This window comes from Kineobactrum sediminis (assembly GCF_002868715.1).
Taxonomy (GTDB): Bacteria; Pseudomonadota; Gammaproteobacteria; order Pseudomonadales; family Halieaceae; genus Kineobactrum; species Kineobactrum sediminis.
In genome coordinates this window covers 1-17,201 of the sequence record NZ_PKLZ01000010.1, presented here as the reverse complement: position 1 = coordinate 17,201, position 17,201 = coordinate 1, and the positions used below count along the sequence as shown (strand labels likewise).

General features: G+C 60.5%; 19 protein-coding genes. 13 read left to right on the top strand and 6 right to left on the bottom strand.

Annotated elements, in window-relative coordinates:
- Nucleotides 1-2: 2 nt before the first annotated feature.
- Both CWI75_RS13405 and CWI75_RS13400 read right to left on the bottom strand, forming a co-directional pair.
- Nucleotides 3-461 (bottom strand): ATP-dependent zinc protease family protein, encoded by a 459-nt coding sequence (locus tag CWI75_RS13405; protein ID WP_101522030.1) that lies wholly within the window; start codon nucleotides 459-461, stop codon nucleotides 3-5.
- The gene (locus CWI75_RS13400) at nucleotides 458-1,801 is read right to left on the bottom strand and encodes a UDP-glucose dehydrogenase family protein (protein ID WP_101522029.1); all 1,344 of its coding nucleotides are present in this window, start codon (nucleotides 1,799-1,801) and stop codon (nucleotides 458-460) included. The genes CWI75_RS13405 and CWI75_RS13400 overlap by 4 nt, the downstream gene beginning before the upstream one ends.
- Before the next feature lie 184 nt (nucleotides 1,802-1,985).
- Here CWI75_RS13400 and glyA point away from each other — a divergent pair, with 184 nt between their 5' ends.
- Nucleotides 1,986-3,248, top strand: a complete 1,263-nt coding sequence (gene glyA, locus CWI75_RS13395; protein WP_101522028.1) for a serine hydroxymethyltransferase — start codon at nucleotides 1,986-1,988, stop codon at nucleotides 3,246-3,248.
- Nucleotides 3,249-3,308: 60 nt separating this feature from the next.
- Here the strand turns inward: glyA and CWI75_RS13390 are convergent, their stop codons facing one another.
- Both CWI75_RS13390 and CWI75_RS13385 read right to left on the bottom strand, forming a co-directional pair.
- Nucleotides 3,309-5,210, bottom strand: a complete 1,902-nt coding sequence (locus tag CWI75_RS13390; protein ID WP_101522155.1) for a gamma-glutamyltransferase family protein — start codon at nucleotides 5,208-5,210, stop codon at nucleotides 3,309-3,311.
- Nucleotides 5,211-5,315: 105 nt separating this feature from the next.
- Nucleotides 5,316-5,840, bottom strand: coding sequence for a nuclear transport factor 2 family protein (locus tag CWI75_RS13385; protein ID WP_101522027.1), 525 nt, complete (start codon nucleotides 5,838-5,840; stop codon nucleotides 5,316-5,318).
- Between the two features lie 213 nt (nucleotides 5,841-6,053).
- Between CWI75_RS13385 and CWI75_RS13380 the strand changes: the two genes are divergently transcribed.
- The 11 genes from CWI75_RS13380 (at nucleotide 6,054) to ribA (ending at nucleotide 14,837) form a co-directional block, all read left to right on the top strand.
- Nucleotides 6,054-6,938: a glycosyltransferase family 2 protein gene (locus CWI75_RS13380; RefSeq protein ID WP_175580224.1), complete on the top strand. Its 885-nt coding sequence runs from the start codon at nucleotides 6,054-6,056 to the stop codon at nucleotides 6,936-6,938.
- A 334-nt stretch (nucleotides 6,939-7,272) separates the two neighbouring features.
- Nucleotides 7,273-7,752: a transcriptional regulator NrdR gene (nrdR, locus tag CWI75_RS13375; RefSeq protein WP_101522026.1), complete on the top strand. Its 480-nt coding sequence runs from the start codon at nucleotides 7,273-7,275 to the stop codon at nucleotides 7,750-7,752.
- Nucleotides 7,753-7,765: 13 nt separating this feature from the next.
- A complete protein-coding gene (ribD, locus tag CWI75_RS13370; RefSeq protein WP_241521222.1) occupies nucleotides 7,766-8,896 on the top strand; it encodes a bifunctional diaminohydroxyphosphoribosylaminopyrimidine deaminase/5-amino-6-(5-phosphoribosylamino)uracil reductase RibD in 1,131 nt (376 codons plus the stop codon).
- Nucleotides 8,897-8,936: 40 nt separating this feature from the next.
- Nucleotides 8,937-9,614 carry a riboflavin synthase gene (locus tag CWI75_RS13365; protein ID WP_101522025.1) on the top strand — a complete coding sequence of 226 codons (678 nt, stop codon included), beginning with the start codon at nucleotides 8,937-8,939 and terminating at the stop codon, nucleotides 9,612-9,614.
- A 40-nt stretch (nucleotides 9,615-9,654) separates the two neighbouring features.
- The gene (ribB, locus tag CWI75_RS13360; protein ID WP_101522024.1) at nucleotides 9,655-10,770 is read left to right on the top strand and encodes a 3,4-dihydroxy-2-butanone-4-phosphate synthase; all 1,116 of its coding nucleotides are present in this window, start codon (nucleotides 9,655-9,657) and stop codon (nucleotides 10,768-10,770) included.
- Between the two features lie 40 nt (nucleotides 10,771-10,810).
- Nucleotides 10,811-11,302, top strand: a complete 492-nt coding sequence (gene ribH / locus CWI75_RS13355; RefSeq protein WP_101522023.1) for a 6,7-dimethyl-8-ribityllumazine synthase — start codon at nucleotides 10,811-10,813, stop codon at nucleotides 11,300-11,302.
- On the top strand, nucleotides 11,299-11,751 hold the full coding sequence (gene nusB, locus CWI75_RS13350) for a transcription antitermination factor NusB (RefSeq protein WP_101522022.1): 453 nt from the start codon (nucleotides 11,299-11,301) through the stop codon (nucleotides 11,749-11,751). Before ribH ends, nusB begins: the two co-directional genes overlap by 4 nt.
- On the top strand, nucleotides 11,751-12,671 hold the full coding sequence (gene thiL, locus CWI75_RS13345) for a thiamine-phosphate kinase (RefSeq protein ID WP_101522021.1): 921 nt from the start codon (nucleotides 11,751-11,753) through the stop codon (nucleotides 12,669-12,671). Before nusB ends, thiL begins: the two co-directional genes overlap by 1 nt.
- Before the next feature lie 333 nt (nucleotides 12,672-13,004).
- Nucleotides 13,005-13,502: a phosphatidylglycerophosphatase A family protein gene (locus CWI75_RS13340; RefSeq protein WP_101522020.1), complete on the top strand. Its 498-nt coding sequence runs from the start codon at nucleotides 13,005-13,007 to the stop codon at nucleotides 13,500-13,502.
- A complete protein-coding gene (locus tag CWI75_RS13335; RefSeq protein WP_146003597.1) occupies nucleotides 13,484-14,146 on the top strand; it encodes a retropepsin-like aspartic protease family protein in 663 nt (220 codons plus the stop codon). Before CWI75_RS13340 ends, CWI75_RS13335 begins: the two co-directional genes overlap by 19 nt.
- Nucleotides 14,147-14,249: 103 nt before the next feature.
- Nucleotides 14,250-14,837: a GTP cyclohydrolase II gene (ribA, locus tag CWI75_RS13330; protein WP_101522018.1), complete on the top strand. Its 588-nt coding sequence runs from the start codon at nucleotides 14,250-14,252 to the stop codon at nucleotides 14,835-14,837.
- 35 nt (nucleotides 14,838-14,872) lie between these two features.
- On the opposite strand, the gene CWI75_RS13325 is transcribed toward ribA, so the two are convergent.
- Nucleotides 14,873-15,823 carry a polyprenyl synthetase family protein gene (locus CWI75_RS13325; RefSeq protein WP_241521221.1) on the bottom strand — a complete coding sequence of 317 codons (951 nt, stop codon included), beginning with the start codon at nucleotides 15,821-15,823 and terminating at the stop codon, nucleotides 14,873-14,875.
- The gene (locus CWI75_RS13320) at nucleotides 15,820-16,074 is read right to left on the bottom strand and encodes an exodeoxyribonuclease VII small subunit (protein WP_101522016.1); all 255 of its coding nucleotides are present in this window, start codon (nucleotides 16,072-16,074) and stop codon (nucleotides 15,820-15,822) included. The genes CWI75_RS13325 and CWI75_RS13320 overlap by 4 nt, the downstream gene beginning before the upstream one ends.
- A 601-nt stretch (nucleotides 16,075-16,675) precedes the next feature.
- Between CWI75_RS13320 and CWI75_RS18930 the strand changes: the two genes are divergently transcribed.
- Nucleotides 16,676-17,194 carry a lipopolysaccharide biosynthesis protein gene (locus CWI75_RS18930; RefSeq protein WP_101522015.1) on the top strand — a complete coding sequence of 173 codons (519 nt, stop codon included), beginning with the start codon at nucleotides 16,676-16,678 and terminating at the stop codon, nucleotides 17,192-17,194.
- The last annotated feature ends 7 nt before the right edge of the window (nucleotides 17,195-17,201 follow it).

Genomic DNA, 17,201 nt, shown 5'->3' with positions numbered 1-17,201 from the left:
TGTTAAATCTCTGGTTTGTCCTGTTGGCGGTTTGGCTTGCCCATCAGGTAAGAGCGGCCGGGGTCCACCAGGTGGCGGCCGCGCATGGCAGTGCGGCCCAGCAGCATGCGAAAACGCATGTTTTCACGGTCAGTAAGGGTGACCTCAGCCTGGAAGGTATCCTCTCCCAGCGCGATGGTGGTGGCAATCACATAGCGTATTTCGCGATGGCCACCCGAATCGGTCACCTGGCGCTGGTCCAGCACCTTCGCTTCGCAGTCTACCACGTTGTCGGTGTTGCCCTGTTGCGGGTGAATACCAAAGCGAACCCAGGACTCGCCATCGCGCTCGAAAGGTTGCACATAAAAAGCGTGGAGGGCGCTGCTGCGGGCCCCGGTATCAATCTTGGCCTTGATGTGGGCAATGCCCAGGTCGGGCAGTGCCAGCCACTCGCGCCAGCCCAGGGTGGTGTATTTACTCATGGTGAGGTAACCAGTGAGCGGCCGCGGCCAATGCCATAATAGGCAATGCCCAGTTCCTCCATTTGTGCCGTGTTATAGAGATTGCGTCCATCAATCACGATCGGCGCCGACAACTCCTGCTTGATCAGGTCAAAATCGGGTGACCAGAAGGCCTTCCATTCCGTGCAGATAACCAGCACATCCGCGCCTTTCAGGGCTTCTTCCTTGCTGGCGCACAGTACCAGGTCGTCGCGCTCACCGTAAATCTCGCGGCAGGACTCGGTGGCCTGGGGGTCGAATGCCCGGACTTTGCCGCCACAGGACCAGACGCCGTCCATCAGGTGGCGACTGGGTGCTTCGCGCATGTCATCGGTGTTGGGTTTGAATGACAATCCCCAGAGCGCAATGGTCTTGCCGGTCAGGTTATTGCCCAGGCAGGACATGACCCGCTCCGCCAGCTTGTTTTTCTGGCGCTGGTTGGTGTCGTGTACCGCTGTGAGGATGCTGGCCGAGTGATTATGTTGTTCCGCCAGGTGCTTGAGTGCGCGTACATCCTTGGGGAAACAGGAGCCGCCATAACCACAACCCGGGTAGATGAAGTGGTAGCCGATGCGGGGGTCCGAACCCATGCCCCGGCGCACATATTCGATATCGGCACCCACCGCCTCGGCGATAGTCGCCATTTCGTTCATGAAACTGATCTTGGTCGCCAGCAGGGCATTGGATGCATATTTGGTGAGTTCCGCGCTGCGCGTGTCCATATGCATGATTTTTTCGTGGTTGCGGTTAAACGCCTGGTACAGGATGCGCAGCTCTTCCAGCACCTGGGGTGAATTGGTGCCGATAATGATGCGGTCCGGGCTGCGGCAATCGGCTACGGCCGAGCCTTCCTTCAGGAACTCGGGGTTGGAAGCAGTGACCACCGGGATATTACGGCCCTGCTGTACCAGCGCCTCGGTAATGTGGGCATGCACCTTGTCGGTCGTGCCCACCGGCACGGTAGACTTGGTGATCACCACCTTGCGCGAGGTCATGTAGCGGGCGATTGACGAGGCAACATCCAGCACATAGCTTAAATCGGCTTCCCCGTTGTTACCCGAGGGCGTGCCTACGCAAATGAACAGGTAGTCGCTGGATTGTACCGCCGCTTTCGCATCAGTGGTAAACGTCAGCTGGCCGCTGCTGACACCATCGAGGATCAGCTGCGCCAGGCCGGGCTCGAAAAAGGGCACGTCGCCATTCTGGAGCCGCTCAACCCGGGCGCTGTCGATATCCATGCAGATAACCCGATGACCGACGTCGGCAAACATGGCCGCCTGGACCAGCCCTACGTAACCACTACCAAAAATGCTGATGTTCATATCGGGTGACTGTTTCCTTGGGGTCAATGATGTGTGTTTGGCCACTAGCATGGACCAAAACGGTAACAGAAATAATACAGGATTCGATTCGCGGCTGCGCGCTACTTATATGCGGGCGCCATTTTGGGTAAAATGCGGCGCTTCAACCACGGGCCTTCGCAGCCCAGCCTCCCAGGGGACACCGATGTTTGACCAGAACATGACGATTGAAGGCTTCGACGACGAGATCTTCAACGCTATTGCGGAAGAAGAGCGGCGCCAGGAAGAACACATTGAGCTGATCGCGTCCGAGAACTACGCCAGTCCGCGGGTGATGGAAGCCCAGGGCACGGTGCTTACCAACAAATATGCCGAGGGCTACCCGGGCAAGCGTTATTATGGCGGTTGCGAGTACGTCGACAAGGCTGAACAACTGGCTATTGATCGCGCCAAGGCCCTGTTCGGCGCGGACTACGCCAATGTGCAGCCCCACTCCGGGTCCCAGGCAAACTCCGCGGTTTACCAGGCACTGTGTAACGCCGGCGATACGGTGCTGGGCATGAGCCTGGCCGATGGTGGCCACCTTACCCACGGCGCCAAGCCCAACTTCTCGGGCAAAACCTACAACGCGATACAGTACGGGCTCGACAACGCCACCGGTGAAGTGGACTACGACCAGGTGGAAGCGCTGGCGCTGGAGCACAAACCGAAGATGATAATTGCGGGTTTTTCCGCCTATTCACGGGTCATGGACTGGGCGCGCTTTCGCACCATCGCCGACAAGGTGGGTGCCTATTTGCTGGTTGATATGGCCCACGTCGCTGGCCTGGTGGCCGCGGGTGTGTATCCCAACCCGGTACCCCACGCGGATGTAGTGACCTCCACCACCCACAAGACCCTGCGCGGCCCCCGCGGCGGCATCATCCTGGCGCGGGCCAATGAGGCGCTGGAGAAAAAATTCCAGTCCGCGGTATTCCCGGGCGGCCAGGGCGGCCCGCTGATGCACGTGATCGCCGCCAAGGCGATCAGCTTCAAGGAAGCCCAGAGCCCCGAGTTCGTGGCCTACCAGAAGGAGGTGGTCGCCAATGCCCGCGCCATGGCGAAAACCTTTATCGACCGGGGCATCAATATTGTCTCCGGTGGTACGGACAATCACCTGATGCTGGTGGACCTGATCGGCAAGCCCTATACCGGCAAGGACGCGGATGAAGCGCTGGGCAACGCCAACATCACGGTGAACAAGAACGCCGTACCCAATGACCCCCGTTCACCCTTCATTACCTCCGGCCTGCGTGTTGGCACCCCGGCGATTACCACCCGCGGTTTTGGTGAGGCGGAAACCATCGAGCTGGCCGGCTGGATGTGCGATGTGCTGGAGGCCCTGGAACAAGGTGACGCCACCGCGGCTATCGCCGAGGTGAAGGGCAAGGTGCTGGATATCTGCAAGCGGTTTCCGGTCTACGGTTAAACGCTTCCGCTGAAACTGCCGGCGAATGAACGAACCAGGGGGCCGCGGCCCCCTTTTTTGTTACCACGCAATACCGTAGTCGTCCCCGTAATCACTGGCGCCGCCGTGCATGGTGCCCTGTTCGCGGTCAAACCAGATGGCGGTAGTGGGGTTGTACGTGCGCTCCACCACTTCTACCTGGTAACCCATCCGGCCCAGTTCGGCCCGGGTAAAGGGCGATACCAGCGGCGTTACCTGTAACCGCCCCGGTTCCGCCTGGTGGGCGCCAAAAGAACTCTGCATCTGGTAGCTCAGGATATTGTGCGCCTCGGCGGCCTGCTGCACGTTCATGTCGAATTCCACCATATTGAGGAAGAACTGCAGCAGGTTCTGGTCCTGGGTATCGCCACCCTGTACGGAAAACGCCATCAGTGGCTTGCCGTCGCGCAGCGCCAGGCTGGGGGTGAGGGTGACCCGCGGCCGCTGCCCGGGCTGCACCACATTGTAGGGATTAAGTGCCTCGTCCAGGACAAAGCTCTGCATGCGTTGGCTCAGGCCGACCCCGGTATTGCCGGGGATAAACGCGGGTATCCAGCCGCCCGACGGGGTTACCGAAATCACCCAGCCCTCCGCATCGGCCGCCTGTATGGACGTGGTGCCGGCCAGGAAAGCTTCGTCGGCGGTCATGGTGTTGGCCTGCTGAAAGCCTTCCGCGCCCTCGGCCTCGGCGGCGGGGGGAACCGGGGCCCAGGCCTGGCGCAGGGCTTCAAAGGGATTCTTGCCGCGCTGGAAGGCGTAGGGGTCACCGGGCTTCAGGTCAGTGAGGTTGTGGTCCGCGGGCATCAGCTTGCGGCGTTGTTCGGCGTATTTTTTCGACAGCAGGCCCTGGATGGGCTCCGCCGGGGGCACGTAGGGGTCGCCGTAGTAGAAATCGCGGTCGGCAAAGGCGAGGTTCATGGCCTGGTACAGCGTGTGGATATAGCGCGTGCTGTTGTAGCCCATGGCCTTGAGGTCAAAACCTTCCAGGATATTCAGGGTCTGCAGCAAAACAGGGCCCTGGGTCCAGGTGGTGAGCTTATAGACGTCGATGCCGCGGTAGTTGGTGCTGACCGGCTCCTCGATGATGACCTCCCAGCTGGCCAGGTCTTCGGCGGTAATCAGTCCGCCCTCCGCCTGGGTGCCACGGACGATTTCGGCGGCGATGTCACCGCGGTAGAAGCGGTCATAGGCTGCCTGGATGGCGGCCTTGCGATCCTTGCCCGCAGCCAGCGCCTCGGCTTCGGTATCCACCAGCTTCTGCAGGGTGGCGAGCAGGTCGGGCTGGCGGAAGATCTCCCCGGGCGCCGGTGCCGCGCGCTGTTCCGGCTTGTCGGCATCGTAGTGCGGCAGGAATACCCGGCGCGAGCTGGGCCATTGTTCGAGGATATCCCGGCGGCTCTCGATATAGCGGGCCTGGGTTGCCTCGATGGGGTAGCCCCGGGCCATTTCCATGGCCGGCGCCAGCACCTGCGCAAGACTCAGGCGCCCGTACTCCGCCAGCATTACCATCAGCCCGCCCGGTGTGCCGGGGGTCGTCGCCGCCAGGGGGCCGTATTCCGGTGGATACAGCATGCCCTGGTCGCGAAAGAATTCGGGGGTGGCGCCGCTGGGTGCAACCCCGAGCGCATTGATACCCTTGACCTCGCCGGTATGCGGGTTATAGATCAGGGCCTGGGTTTCACCCCCCCAGCCGAGCACGTCCCACATGGTGGAGGTGACCGCCAGCATGGCCGTCGCGGCATCGATGGCGTTCCCTCCCTGCTGGAACATCATCGCACCGGCGGTAGCCCCCTGGGGCTTGCCGGTCACCGCCACCCAATGTTTGCCGAGCAGCACGGGGCGCGCGGTTTTCTGGGCCAGTGTGGCGGTGGGTAAGGCCAGGCTGCAGATCAGTGCGGCGATGACGGCGGGGCGGGTAAAACGCAGTACTGTGGTTCTCAGCATGGTGTTCTCCTTGGCGAGGTCGTCCAGCATAGCAAATCCCGGCCCCTGCTGCCGTTCTTATGGCGTCCGGGCCATCGCGGGCCCAGCCAGGGCTTCTTTCTTAGGTCAGTCCTCGCCAAGCTGCGCCCGCAGGCGCGCCTTCATCGGCTTTACCCAGTTTTCCAGCAGCGCCGGCGACAGCAGCCCGGCCGCGGCCAGCTCGTCACACAGGCGCATCTGGTGTGCCAGGTCAAACAGGTCGAACTGGCGAACAATCCTGGCATCGTCATCCAGGGTGATGAAGGATATGCCAGGGGTTTCATAGTGGCCGCCCCCGGGGCGCTGGCCCGGCCCGCGGTTCACCCAGTGGGTCACCAGGCGATTGTCGGTGCCGGTGTAAACGCCCTCATAGGGGAAGGTCCAGCCCTCCCAGCCCACCTGCATGTCGCGGCCGTAGTGAGTGGACTTGATCTCGTCGATGCCGTTGGCCACCACCTTCATCACGCCGGCGTACTCGCAGGTGTAAATACAATCGGGGGCGTAGATCTCGTCCACAAAAAAAGTCCATTCATTATCCACCGAGGCCTGCTGGTGGGCGCGGATGAGTTTGTCGGCGGCGGCGCGCAGCGTGGCGTCATCAAGGGTTGCCATGGCGGGTTCTCCGGTTGTTATTGTGGATCGTGGGCATAGCGCAGCCCGGCCTCTATCAATTCTGGCCCGCTACTGTCTCCCGATTTGGCGCTGGTGGCAAATCCGGCCCACGACTGGCATTTTTACGGCGCAAAGCCGAGGTTTTTGCATGATAGACAGAGACTGACACCTCGCGTTAAGCTCAGTCGGTTTGCGATCCGAGCTCCCTGCATAATGATGCTTGATGCCCTTCGTCTCGCCTTTTATCATTCCGCCGCCAAGGGGTGGGTGCCCGCTCGCTGGTTTGAGTCGGATCTGCCGCCAGTGGCAGCCCGCGCGGCGAGGACCGGGCGCCTGAAACTCGAAGTGGTCAGTCACTGCTGGAAATACAGCCACTTCCTGACCTACCAGCTCAGTTCCCTGGTCCTGTTTCCACCCACCCGGCTGGACGTTACCATGACGGTATTCTATTGCCCGGAGGATAGTCGGACCCAGCGCCTGCTGGAGTTTTTCGCCACTCACCTGGTTCCCGGGGTTACCTGGAACTGGCGCCCCTTGCCACGCCAGGAGTTGTTTCGCCGGAGCATTGGCCGCAACCGGGCGGCACTGGAAACCAGTGCCGACTGGGTCTGGTTTACGGACTGCGACCTGATGTTTCGCGAGGGCTGCCTGGACGTTCTGGCTGATGTATTACAGGGACGCCGGGATGCACTGGTTTTTCCCGAGGAAGAACGAACCACCGATCTGCTTGCGAAAGATAACGTGATGCTCACCGCCGCCAGCAAACCCCGGATACTGGATGTTGTAGCCAGCCTGTTTACGATCGAGCGTCCGTCCAGTGCCACCGGCCCGCTGCAGATTGCCCACGGCGATGTATGCCGGGCGGTGGGTTACTGCCGTCATATTGGTTTCTACCAAAAACCGGTCGAACAGTTCGCCAAGTGCCATGAGGATCGCGTCTTTCGCTGGCTGCTGCAAAGCCAGGGTGAACCGGTATCAATTCCCGGCGTTTATCGAATATGCCATATCGCCAAGGGACGCTATACCGGGAGTAAAGCCAACACAAGAATCAGAACGGTTTTGCGGCGCTTTCGAGCGAGATTGAGGTCTCACAATTAATGAGGTGCGCAATAACCATTGTCCTGGATTCTGAGGTAGTGGTTACGCCGACGGCTTCGCTGACCGACATGGGCAGCTTGTGATACCCGGCCGACAGGCAGGTTCCCGGCCGTGCCTGCTCAACGTGCATCGCCAAACGAATTGTAGGCAGTCATGATGACGGAGACATTCAAGCGCTACTCTCCGGCTCCGGAAATTCCAGACCGATATTACCATTTCAGGCGGATTGAGAGTATATCCTGGCGGTTTCGCCGCGGTACGAAGGACTACTGCCAGCGCGTGTTCGCCGCGGCGGATATGTTACTATTCAGCCACTTGAAACGAGGGTAACACCATGCACTGCCCCTTTTGTGGCGCCGACGATACCAAGGTGATCGACTCGCGCCTGGTTGCCGAGGGCGACCAGATCCGCCGCCGTCGCGAGTGCCTGAGCTGCCGGGAGCGATTCACCACCTATGAAATCGCGGAGCTGGTCATGCCGCGGGTGATCAAGCAGAACGGCAATCGTGAACCTTTCGACGAAAATAAGCTGCGCGCCGGTTTTCAGCGCGCGCTGGAGAAGCGCCCGGTGTCTGTTGAAGATATAGAGGCCACCATTAACCAGATCAAGCACGCCCTGCGCGCCACCGGGGAGCGGGAGGTGGGCTCCCGTGTATTGGGCGAGCTGGTGATGGACCACCTCAAGCAACTCGACCAGGTGGCTTACGTGCGTTTCGCCTCGGTTTATCGCAGTTTCCAGGATATCGCTGAATTTCGCGATGCGATTGAACGCCTGGAAGCGGAACCCAAAAAGGAGCGCAACGACGCCCCCTGAGTGCCGGTTGACCATGCCTGATTCCATTTTTGACACGCGCATGATGGCGCGGGCCCTGCAACTGGCCCGCGGCGGGCGTTACTGGGCCATGCCCAACCCCCATGTGGGTTGCGTTTTGGTGCGTGACGGCCAGGTTATTGGCGAGGGCTTTACCCAGCCCGCGGGTAGTAACCATGCCGAAATAGAGGCCCTGAAAGCGGCGGGCGACGCCCGGGGCGCTACCGCTTATGTCACCCTCGAGCCCTGCAGTCACCACGGTAAGACCGGCCCTTGTGCCGACGCCCTGGTAGTGGCGGGGGTGAGCCGGGTAGTGGCGGCGATGGAGGATCCCAACCCGCAGGTGGCGGGGCAGGGCCTGGCGCGATTGCGCGCCGCGGGAATAGAAACCGAGTGCGGGCTATTGCAGGCGGAGGCCGAACGGGTCATTCCCGGTTTTATCGCCCGCATGCGCCGGGGCCGGGGCCGGGTGCGGGCGAAACTGGCCATGTCCCTGGACGGGCGCACCGCCATGGCATCCGGTGAAAGCCAGTGGATTACCGGGCCCGCAGCGCGCCAGGATGTGCAGCGCCTGCGCGCCATGAGCTGCGCCATTGTGACCGGCAGCGGCACCGTCCTAGCCGATGACTGCGCACTGACTGTGCGCGCCGGGGAGCTGGGCCTGCCCGCCGTGGAGGCCGCCCGTGCCAGTGCCCGCCAGCCCTTGCGCGTGGTGGTGGATTCGCGCCTGCAGGTGCCCTTCGGTGCGCGCATCCTCAATGCCGATGCCCCCACCCTCTGGTGTCATGATGAGGCACTGCCGGCGCCCCCACTTCCCCCTGGAGCAGACGCGCAGGCGACCATCGAAACCTTCGGCCTGCCCCGTGGCGCCAATGGCCTGGACCTCGCCCTGTTAATGGATGCCCTGGGCGCGCGGCATTGCAACGAAATTCTGGTAGAATGTGGCCCGCGTTTGGCGGGCAGCCTGTTACAGGTGGGCCTGTTGGACGAATTGATCGTATACATGGCACCAACCCTGATGGGGAATCTCGCGCAGCCGTTGCTGCACCTGCCGTTGTCACAGATGGCCGACAAGGTCGATCTCGAGCTGGCGGACGTGCGCCGGGTTGGCCGGGACTGGCGTTTTACCGCCATGCCCCGTTACTGACATCTCATTACCAAAGTCCCATTAAAAGGATAAGCGCACCATGTTCACAGGTATTATCCAGGCGGTTGGCACCATCAAGGCCCTGCAGCCCACCGGGGGCGACCTGCGCTTGCGGGTTGATACCGGCAAATTGTCGCTGGATGACGTCGGCCTGGGCGACAGTATCGCCACCAATGGTGTCTGCCTGACGGTAACCGAACTCCCCGGCGACGGTTTCTGGGCGGATGTGTCCCGGGAAACCCTGGACTTCACCTCCCTGGGCAAACTCAAGCCCGGTAGCCGGGTGAACCTGGAAAAGGCCCTGACCCCCGCCAGCCGCCTGGGTGGCCATATTGTCAGCGGCCATGTGGACGGCCTGGGCGAAGTGGTCAGCGTCGTCGAGGACGGCCGCTCCTACCGTTATGTCATGCGTGCGCCGGATGCCCTGGCCAAATATATTTCCCAGAAAGGCAGCATCTGTGTGGACGGTACCAGCCTTACCGTGAATGCGGTGAACGGCGCTGAATTCGATCTCAACATCATTCCCCAGACCTGGGCTGAAACCGTTTTCGCCACTTACCAACCAGGCACCCTGGTCAATCTTGAGGTGGACGTTATCGCCCGCTATCTTGAGCGCCTGGTGCTGGGCGACGCCGCCGCACAGCCCGGTGACCCCGCCAACAGCAACGCCGGCATCTCGCTTGCGAGCCTCGCCGATAACGGCTATCTGCGCAAATAGCGCCGCCGCACAAGGATCCGATTTCCATGCAGGTACTTTTATGCACGTAAACACAGTAGACGAGTTGATCAGCGATATCCGCCAGGGCCGTATGGTGGTATTGGTGGACGACGATGACGACAGCAATAACGAAGGCGTGGTGATGGTCGCGGCGGAGCATGTGGATGCGCAGCACGTGAACTTCATGGCCCGCCAGGCCCGTGGCCTGGTCTGCCTGGCGCTGACCGAGGAGCGTTGCCAACAGCTGAACCTGCCGCCCATGGTCGCCGAAGGGCGGGGCGAAAAGTCCAACTTCACCCTGTCCATCGAGGCCTCGGTTGGCATCGACACCGGGATTTCCGCCGCCGACCGCGCGCGCACGGTGCTGGCGGCAGTGGCACCCCAGGCCGTGCCCGGCGATATCGTCCAGCCCGGGCATATTTTCCCCCTTACCGCGATGCCCGGCGGCGTGCTCACCCGGGCCGGCCATACCGAGGCGGCCAGTGACTATGCGGGCCTCGCGGGGCTGCTGCCGGCGGCCGTGATCGCCGACATCCTCACCCCCGAGGGCGTGCTCGCCGACGGTCCGGCGCTGGTGGAATTTGCCGCCCGCCACGGCCTGAAGATCGGTACCATCGCCAGTCTCATCCATCACCGCATGGTGAACGAGCGCACCATTGAGCGCGTGCGGGAAGGGCAGGTCCAGACCTCCTACGGCAGTTTCCAGCTTACCGTCTATCGTGATGATACGGCGGGCAGGCTGCACCTCGCCGTGTCCAAGGGCGAGATCCACGCCTGGGAACCCACCCTGGTGCGGGTGCATGTGGGCGCCACGATGCGCGACCTGATCACTACCGAGATTCCCGAGCGCGCCTCGTGGAACATCGGCGCCTGTCTGGCCCGGGTGGCGGAGGAAGGTCGCGGGGTGATTGTGCTGCTGGCCGGCCACGAAAGTGATGCGCGCCTGCTGGATAGTGTGGACATGGCGTTGGGACAGGCGCCGTCCAGCCTCGCCGCCCAGCCGGACACCTATACCATCGTCGGCCTGGGGTCACAGATCCTCAAGGATCTGGGGGTGGGAAAAATCCATTTGATGGGCGCGCCAATCAAGTACAATGCGATTTCCGGATTTGACCTGGAAGTACTCGAATATCTGGCGCCGGATGCCCGCAGCTGATAGCCGCCACGGCGGCTTCGTAATAGTAAGGAAAACAGGTATGAAAGAGATCAAGACACTGGAAGGGGATTTTACCGGCAGCAGCGGCCAGTACGCACTGGTAGTGGGCCGTTGGAACAGTTTTGTGGTGGAGCACCTGCTGGAGGGCGCGATCGACACCCTGCGTCGTCATGGCGTGAGTGAGAACCAGCTTACCATCGTGCGCGCTCCCGGGGCCTTCGAAATCCCCATGGTCTGCCAGCGGGTAGCGCAAAAAGGCGGTTTTGACGCCATTATCGCCCTCGGCGCGGTAATCCGTGGCGGTACCCCGCACTTTGACTATGTTGCCGGCGAGTGCACCAAGGGTATCGCCCAGGTGAGCCTGGAGTTCGGCATACCCATCTCCTTCGGCGTGCTCACGGTGGATTCCATCGAGCAGGCGGTGGAGCGCTCCGGTACCAAGGCCGGCAACAAGGGCGCGGAGGCGGCGATGTCGGCACTGGAAATGGTCAGCCTGTTTGGCCAGATCGGGAGCGCAAGCAAGCCACTGTGAACAAACAAGCCCGCAATACCCTCGCCGCCGAGCGCCACAAGGCCCGTCACTATGCCCTGCAGGCGCTGTATCAGTGGCACATGGCCGCGGCCCCGTTGGGGCAGATTGAGGCCGAGTTTCGCGCCGACTACGACTTCAGCCATGTGGACCTGGAGTATTTCCAGGCGTTGTTGCACGGCGTGCCGGCCTGCGTTGACGACCTGGAAGATGCTTTTGAGCCCCTGCTGGACCGCAAGCTGGATGAACTCGACCCGATTGAACGCAGCCTGCTGCGCATGGGCATCTTCGAGTTGATGCAGCGCATTGATGTGCCCTACAAGGTGGTGATCAATGAGTCGGTGTCACTGGCGAAAAAGTTTGGCGCCACCGACAGCCACAAGTACATCAACGGTGTACTGGACAAGGCTGCCCGCCAGCTGCGCAAGGCTGAAACCGACGCCGCCCGCTGATGCCGGCCAACGAATTCACGCTTATCGCCCGCTACTTTTCGGCCTATGGCCGCGGTGCCGCGGTTGAGCTGGGCGTGGGCGATGACTGCGCCATCCTGGCCCTTGCTCCCCATGAGCGACTGGCGACTTCGGTGGACACCGTAGTGGCCGGCAGGCATTTTCCGGAGGAGAGCCTGCCGGAGGATGTGGGGTTTCGGGCGGTTGCGGCGGCTGCGTCTGACCTGGCCGGTATGGGCGCGCGCCCGCTGGGTATGACCCTGGCCCTGACCCTCCCCGAAGCGGACGAGCTCTGGCTGCACAGTTTCAGCCAGGGTGTGGCCGCGGCTGCCGTGGCGCTGGAGTTGCCCCTTGTGGGTGGCGATACGACCCGCGGGCCGCTGACCATCAGTGTGCAGGTGCTCGGTGCGCTGCCCGCCGGCAAGGCGCTGTTGCGCAGCGGTGCGCAGGTGGGTGACGGGGTGTATGTGTCCGGCACGCTGGGGGATGCCGGTGGCGGCCTGGCGATTCTGGAGGGACGCTACCAGCCCGAACCCGAAGCGGCGGAATACCTGGAACGGCGTTTTTTCCGGCCCCTGCCACCACTGGCCCTGGGGGCGTTGTTGCTGGATACCGCCAGTGCCGCCATTGATATTTCCGATGGCCTGCTGGCGGATGCAGGCCATATTGCCGCGGCCAGCGGGGTGCGGATCGAGATTGACCGTGAGTGCCTGCCGCTGTCGGCGGCGCTGCAGGCCCACCCCGACCGGGAGCAGGCGTTGGCCTGGGCGTTGTCCGCTGGGGATGATTATGAGCTGTGTTTTTGCCTGCCTGAGGGGAGTGCGGTGCCGCGGGGTTGTACGCGGGTTGGGGCGGTGTTGGCGGGGGCGGGGGTTGTTTGTGCGGGGGCTGAGGGGTTGGTGCGTGGATATCAGCATTTTTGATTAGCTTTGGGGCTTTGGGCTTGAGTGCTTCGGGGGCGGCAGTGGCGGCTTTTCCGGCTGTGGGACACGCCACGAGTACATCCCTGTAGGCTCGGCGGCGGCCGTCCTTGGCCGCCGACGGTCCCACAGCCGGAAAAGCCGCCACTGCCTTGCTCCGGGGTGGCTGGAGGTTTCACAGGCGGAAAAGCCGCCACTGGCTTGCTCCTGGGTAGGTGGGGGTCTCACAGGCGGAAAACTCGCTGCTGCCTTGCTCCGGGGTAGCTGAAGGCCTTGTGATTCCTGTGGGAGGGGAAGGGGGGTACACTGTTGGCTTTCAGGGATGGGAAGTGATTGATGGTGAGCAAATCTGACGCGCCTGTTCAGGCCCCCGCTGTGTTTCGTAGTCCGGTGCAGTTTCTTGCTTTTGGCTTTGGCAGTGGCTTGTCGCCGAAGGCGCCGGGGACGATGGGTACGCTGGTGGCGGTACCCGTGTTTCTGCTCATCTCTGACTGGCCGTTGCTGTGGTATACGCTGTTCGTGGTGGTGGCCGCGGTTGTGGGGGTGTGGATTTGTGGTCGCGCCAGTGAGCAGCTGAATGTGCACGATCATCCGGGCATTGTCTGGGATGAGTTTGTCGGCTACTGGATTACGATGTGGGCAATGCCGGCGGACTGGTTGTGGATTGTGGTCGGTTTTGTGGTGTTCCGGATTTTTGATATTGCCAAGCCCTGGCCCATCGGCGTGCTGGACAAGAATGTGAAGGGTGGCTTCGGCATTATGGTGGATGACATCCTGGCGGGGGTTATGGCCTGTATTACGGTACAGATAGCCCTGTGGTTAAGCGCGGTTTGAGGCCGTTGTGGGCTCTATTGCTGGTAACGGTGATGTTGCTGGCGCAGGCGGTTGGCGTGCAGGCTGCATCGGTGACGGTAGAGGCGCTGTTACCCAATACGGTGGTACTCAAGATCAATGGTACGCGTAAGACCCTGCGTGCCGGTGACAGTTATGAGGGCGTAAAGCTTATCAGCGCCGATGCCACCGTGGCTTTGCTGGAAATTAACGGCGAGCGCCGGCAGCTGGGCCTGCACCGCAATATCACCACCAGTTACCAGGCCCCGGAACAGCGGCGGCTGGATATTCCCCGCAATGAGCGCATGCAGTACATCACCACAGCGCTGATCAACGGCAATAGCGTTCAGGTCATTGTGGATACCGGGGCCAACGTTGTCGCCATCAACTCGGGCCAGGCGGCGGCTATGGGAATCAATTATAAGGAAACCGGTAGCCCCTCAAAGCTGGAGACGGCCAGTAGCCTGGTAGATGCCTGGACGGTCAACCTGGCATCGGTTGAGGTCGGCGGCATTCGGGTAGAGAATGTGCGGGCCTCCATTATCGAGGGTGGTTACCCCTCCACACCGTTGCTGGGTATGACCTACCTGCAGCATGTGGAGCTGCGCGAGAGTAATGGCGTATTGTCGCTGTCCAGAAGCTGGTAACGGTTTTTACCCCGTTCTTGCACCTTGCCCCGTTCCCTTTGGGCCACACGTACCCTGATAAAGTGCTAAACTACGCCCCTTTTTCAAATTGAGCCCCAATGCCGTGCCAGTACGCTACGTAGAATCCTCCCGCCTCCCGACCGCCTGGGGTGTGTTCGATATTCATGGTTTTGAAGACCCGGACGCCAATAAGGAGCACATCGTGCTCACCATGGGTGACGTGAATAATGGCGAGCCGTTACTGGCCCGAATCCACTCCGAATGCCTGACCGGCGATGCCCTGTTCAGCCTGCGCTGTGATTGTGGCACGCAGCTTGAGGCGGCGCTGAAGGCCATTTCCACAGAGGGCCGCGGGGCGCTGTTCTACCTGCGCCAGGAAGGTCGCGGCATCGGCCTGCTGAACAAGATCAAGGCCTATAAACTGCAGGATGCCGGTGCGGACACCGTGGAAGCCAACGAGCAACTGGGTTTTGGCGCGGATATGCGCGACTACAGTATCCTCAGCGCGATGCTGCAGCACCTGCAAATCAGCCGCGTGCGCCTGATGACCAACAATCCGCGCAAAGTGGCGGCCATGGAAGAAAACGGCGTGGAAGTGGTGGAGCGGGTGGCTCTGCACAGCCACAGCAACCCGCACAATGAGAAGTATTTGAAGACCAAGGGCGCCAAGCTGGGCCACTTGTTCACATAGGTACTTGCACCGCAGGTCAGGCGGCCCAGGTCATATCAGGTGCGCCGATGCACAATGAAGCGCGCCAGCTCCCGCAACATGTCGGCCGAATCGTCCAGTTCCTCCACTGCGACCAGCGCTGAATCCAGCAAATGCTCGGCAATTTCCCGCGCTCCCGCCAGCCCCAGCAGAGTGACATAGGTGGCCTTGTTCGCCTGGGCATCCTTGCCGTTGGTCTTGCCGAGCGCCTCGGTAGTGCTTTCAACATCCAGAATGTCATCCACCACCTGGAAAGCAAGGCCCGTATGCGTGCCATAGGCTTCCAGCGCCGCCAGTTGCGCCTGTGAGGCGCCCGCGGCAATGCCACCCAGGACCAGCGCTGCCCGGATGAGGGCGCCGGTTTTGAGCGCATGCATGGCCTGCAATTCGTCCAGCGACAGCCTGTTACCGGTCGCCTGGATATCAATATACTGCCCGCCGACCATCCCCGCCAGGCCGGAGGCCTGCGCCAACACACTGATCATGCTCACTTTTTTCTCGGCAGACAGCGCCGGCGCCGCGGTGATCAGCTCGAATGCCCGGGCCTGCAAGCCATCCCCCACCAGAATGGCGGTGGCCTCATCATAAGCCTTGTGCAACGTCGGCCTGCCCCGGCGCAGGTCATCGTTGTCCATGGCCGGGAGATCATCGTGGATCAGGGAATACGTGTGAATAAGCTCCAGCGCACAGGCGGTGTAATCCAGCGCGGAACCCTGTGTTTGCTCCTCGGTGTCCACCTCGGAGCCCGCCACCGCCCGCGCGGCAGCGTACACCAGGCAGGGCCGGATGCGCTTGCCGCCGGCCTGCAGCGCATAGACCACTGCCGGCTCAAACGTCGCCAGTGCCGCTAGCACCGATTCTGAATGGTCCGGCTGCCCCGGCTTTTCTGAAAGTGCCCCGAGGAGGCTTAATTGCGCGTCACAGCGGGCCCGAGCCCGGTCCATGAAGGCGTCGAGAGACCTGCTCACTCCGTTTCGTTCCCTGCCTCTGACTCGTTAAAGGGCGCTGTTACCGGTTCGCCATCCTTTGCCATCAGCAGATTCACTTTTTGTTCAGCTTCCTGTAGCGCCTGCTGGGCCTGACGGATAAGCTGTACCCCTTGCTCGAAGTCCTGCAGGGACTGCTCGAGGGAAGTGTCGTTATCCTCCAGGCGAGCGGTCAGGGTCTCGAGCTGGGAGAGGGTGTCGGCGAAGGTGGGGGGTGTGGTTTTTTTGGTCATGGGGTCTCGGCGCGTGTGGGTGGCGGGTGCGTAATATATCAAGGTTATGGGGTGTTGTGGGGTTGGGGGTGTGTTGTTTGTGTGGTAGCTCGAGCTTGGGGACTATTTCAGCCCCTTGTCCATGATGTAGGAGATATTCTAGAGGCTGACAGCGAAAAGCATGCATCATATCCGATTGTCAAAATCTAGGAGGTGAAAAACAGTAAACTGCAAGCATATTTATAAATGGTATTGTGAAATTAATGTAAAGCCAACTTGATTAGCATGAACGTTATGAGACAAAAAATCGTGTGTTTCGCTTAGTCGATGACCTAGGCGTCTGAAAGCAAGGCTAGAAGGTTTTTCTGAGGCCTGCTGGGATACTTCGATGAAACCTTATTATTGATAGTACAATTTGCCAATGTGGTTGTGTCTTCTTCTCAAAGCTATAGGTCAGGCTCAATTTAGAAAGTTTAATAACATTAGAAATATGACGAACAACTTATTTTATTCATAATTTCGAGTATTTTTTATTGCCCTTATACCGTGGCTAAATACGTTACTATCAGAAACAGATGTTAGCTCAAATGGGCGAGGTGGCTTAATTAAATATATTGGTCCCATGCGCAATGTTTTTAGATCAAGTTTGGTCTCAGGGTCAATGGTCTACATAATTGCAAATATTTTGAGCGCTAGCATTCCATTTGCTTTGTTACCAATACTCACACGCTACCTAAGGCCCGAAGAGTATGGCGAGGTAGCGATGTTCCAGATGTTACTAGCGGCTTTAGTTGCGGTTGCGGGTTTAAGCGTAGCCGGAGCTGCAGGACGAAAATATTATGATAAGGACAACTCATTGGAGGAGCTTCGGCAGTTTATCGCTGCATGTTTACAGATCTTATCAATAAGCACCTTCGTTTTATTGACATTACTTCTAATTTTTCACGAATCGCTGTCTCGTTGGATTGGCTTGGACGTTCAGTGGCTTTTTTGGGGCATATTTGTTGCGATTTCCTTGATAATAATCCAGCTGCGATTGAGCCAGTGGCAAGTGCGCAAGAAAGCCGGCCAGTTTGGAGCTTTCCAGGTATTTCATGGTGCATTTGTAATCCCCCCAAAAAATAATCGAGGTTTTGAGTAGAGACTTT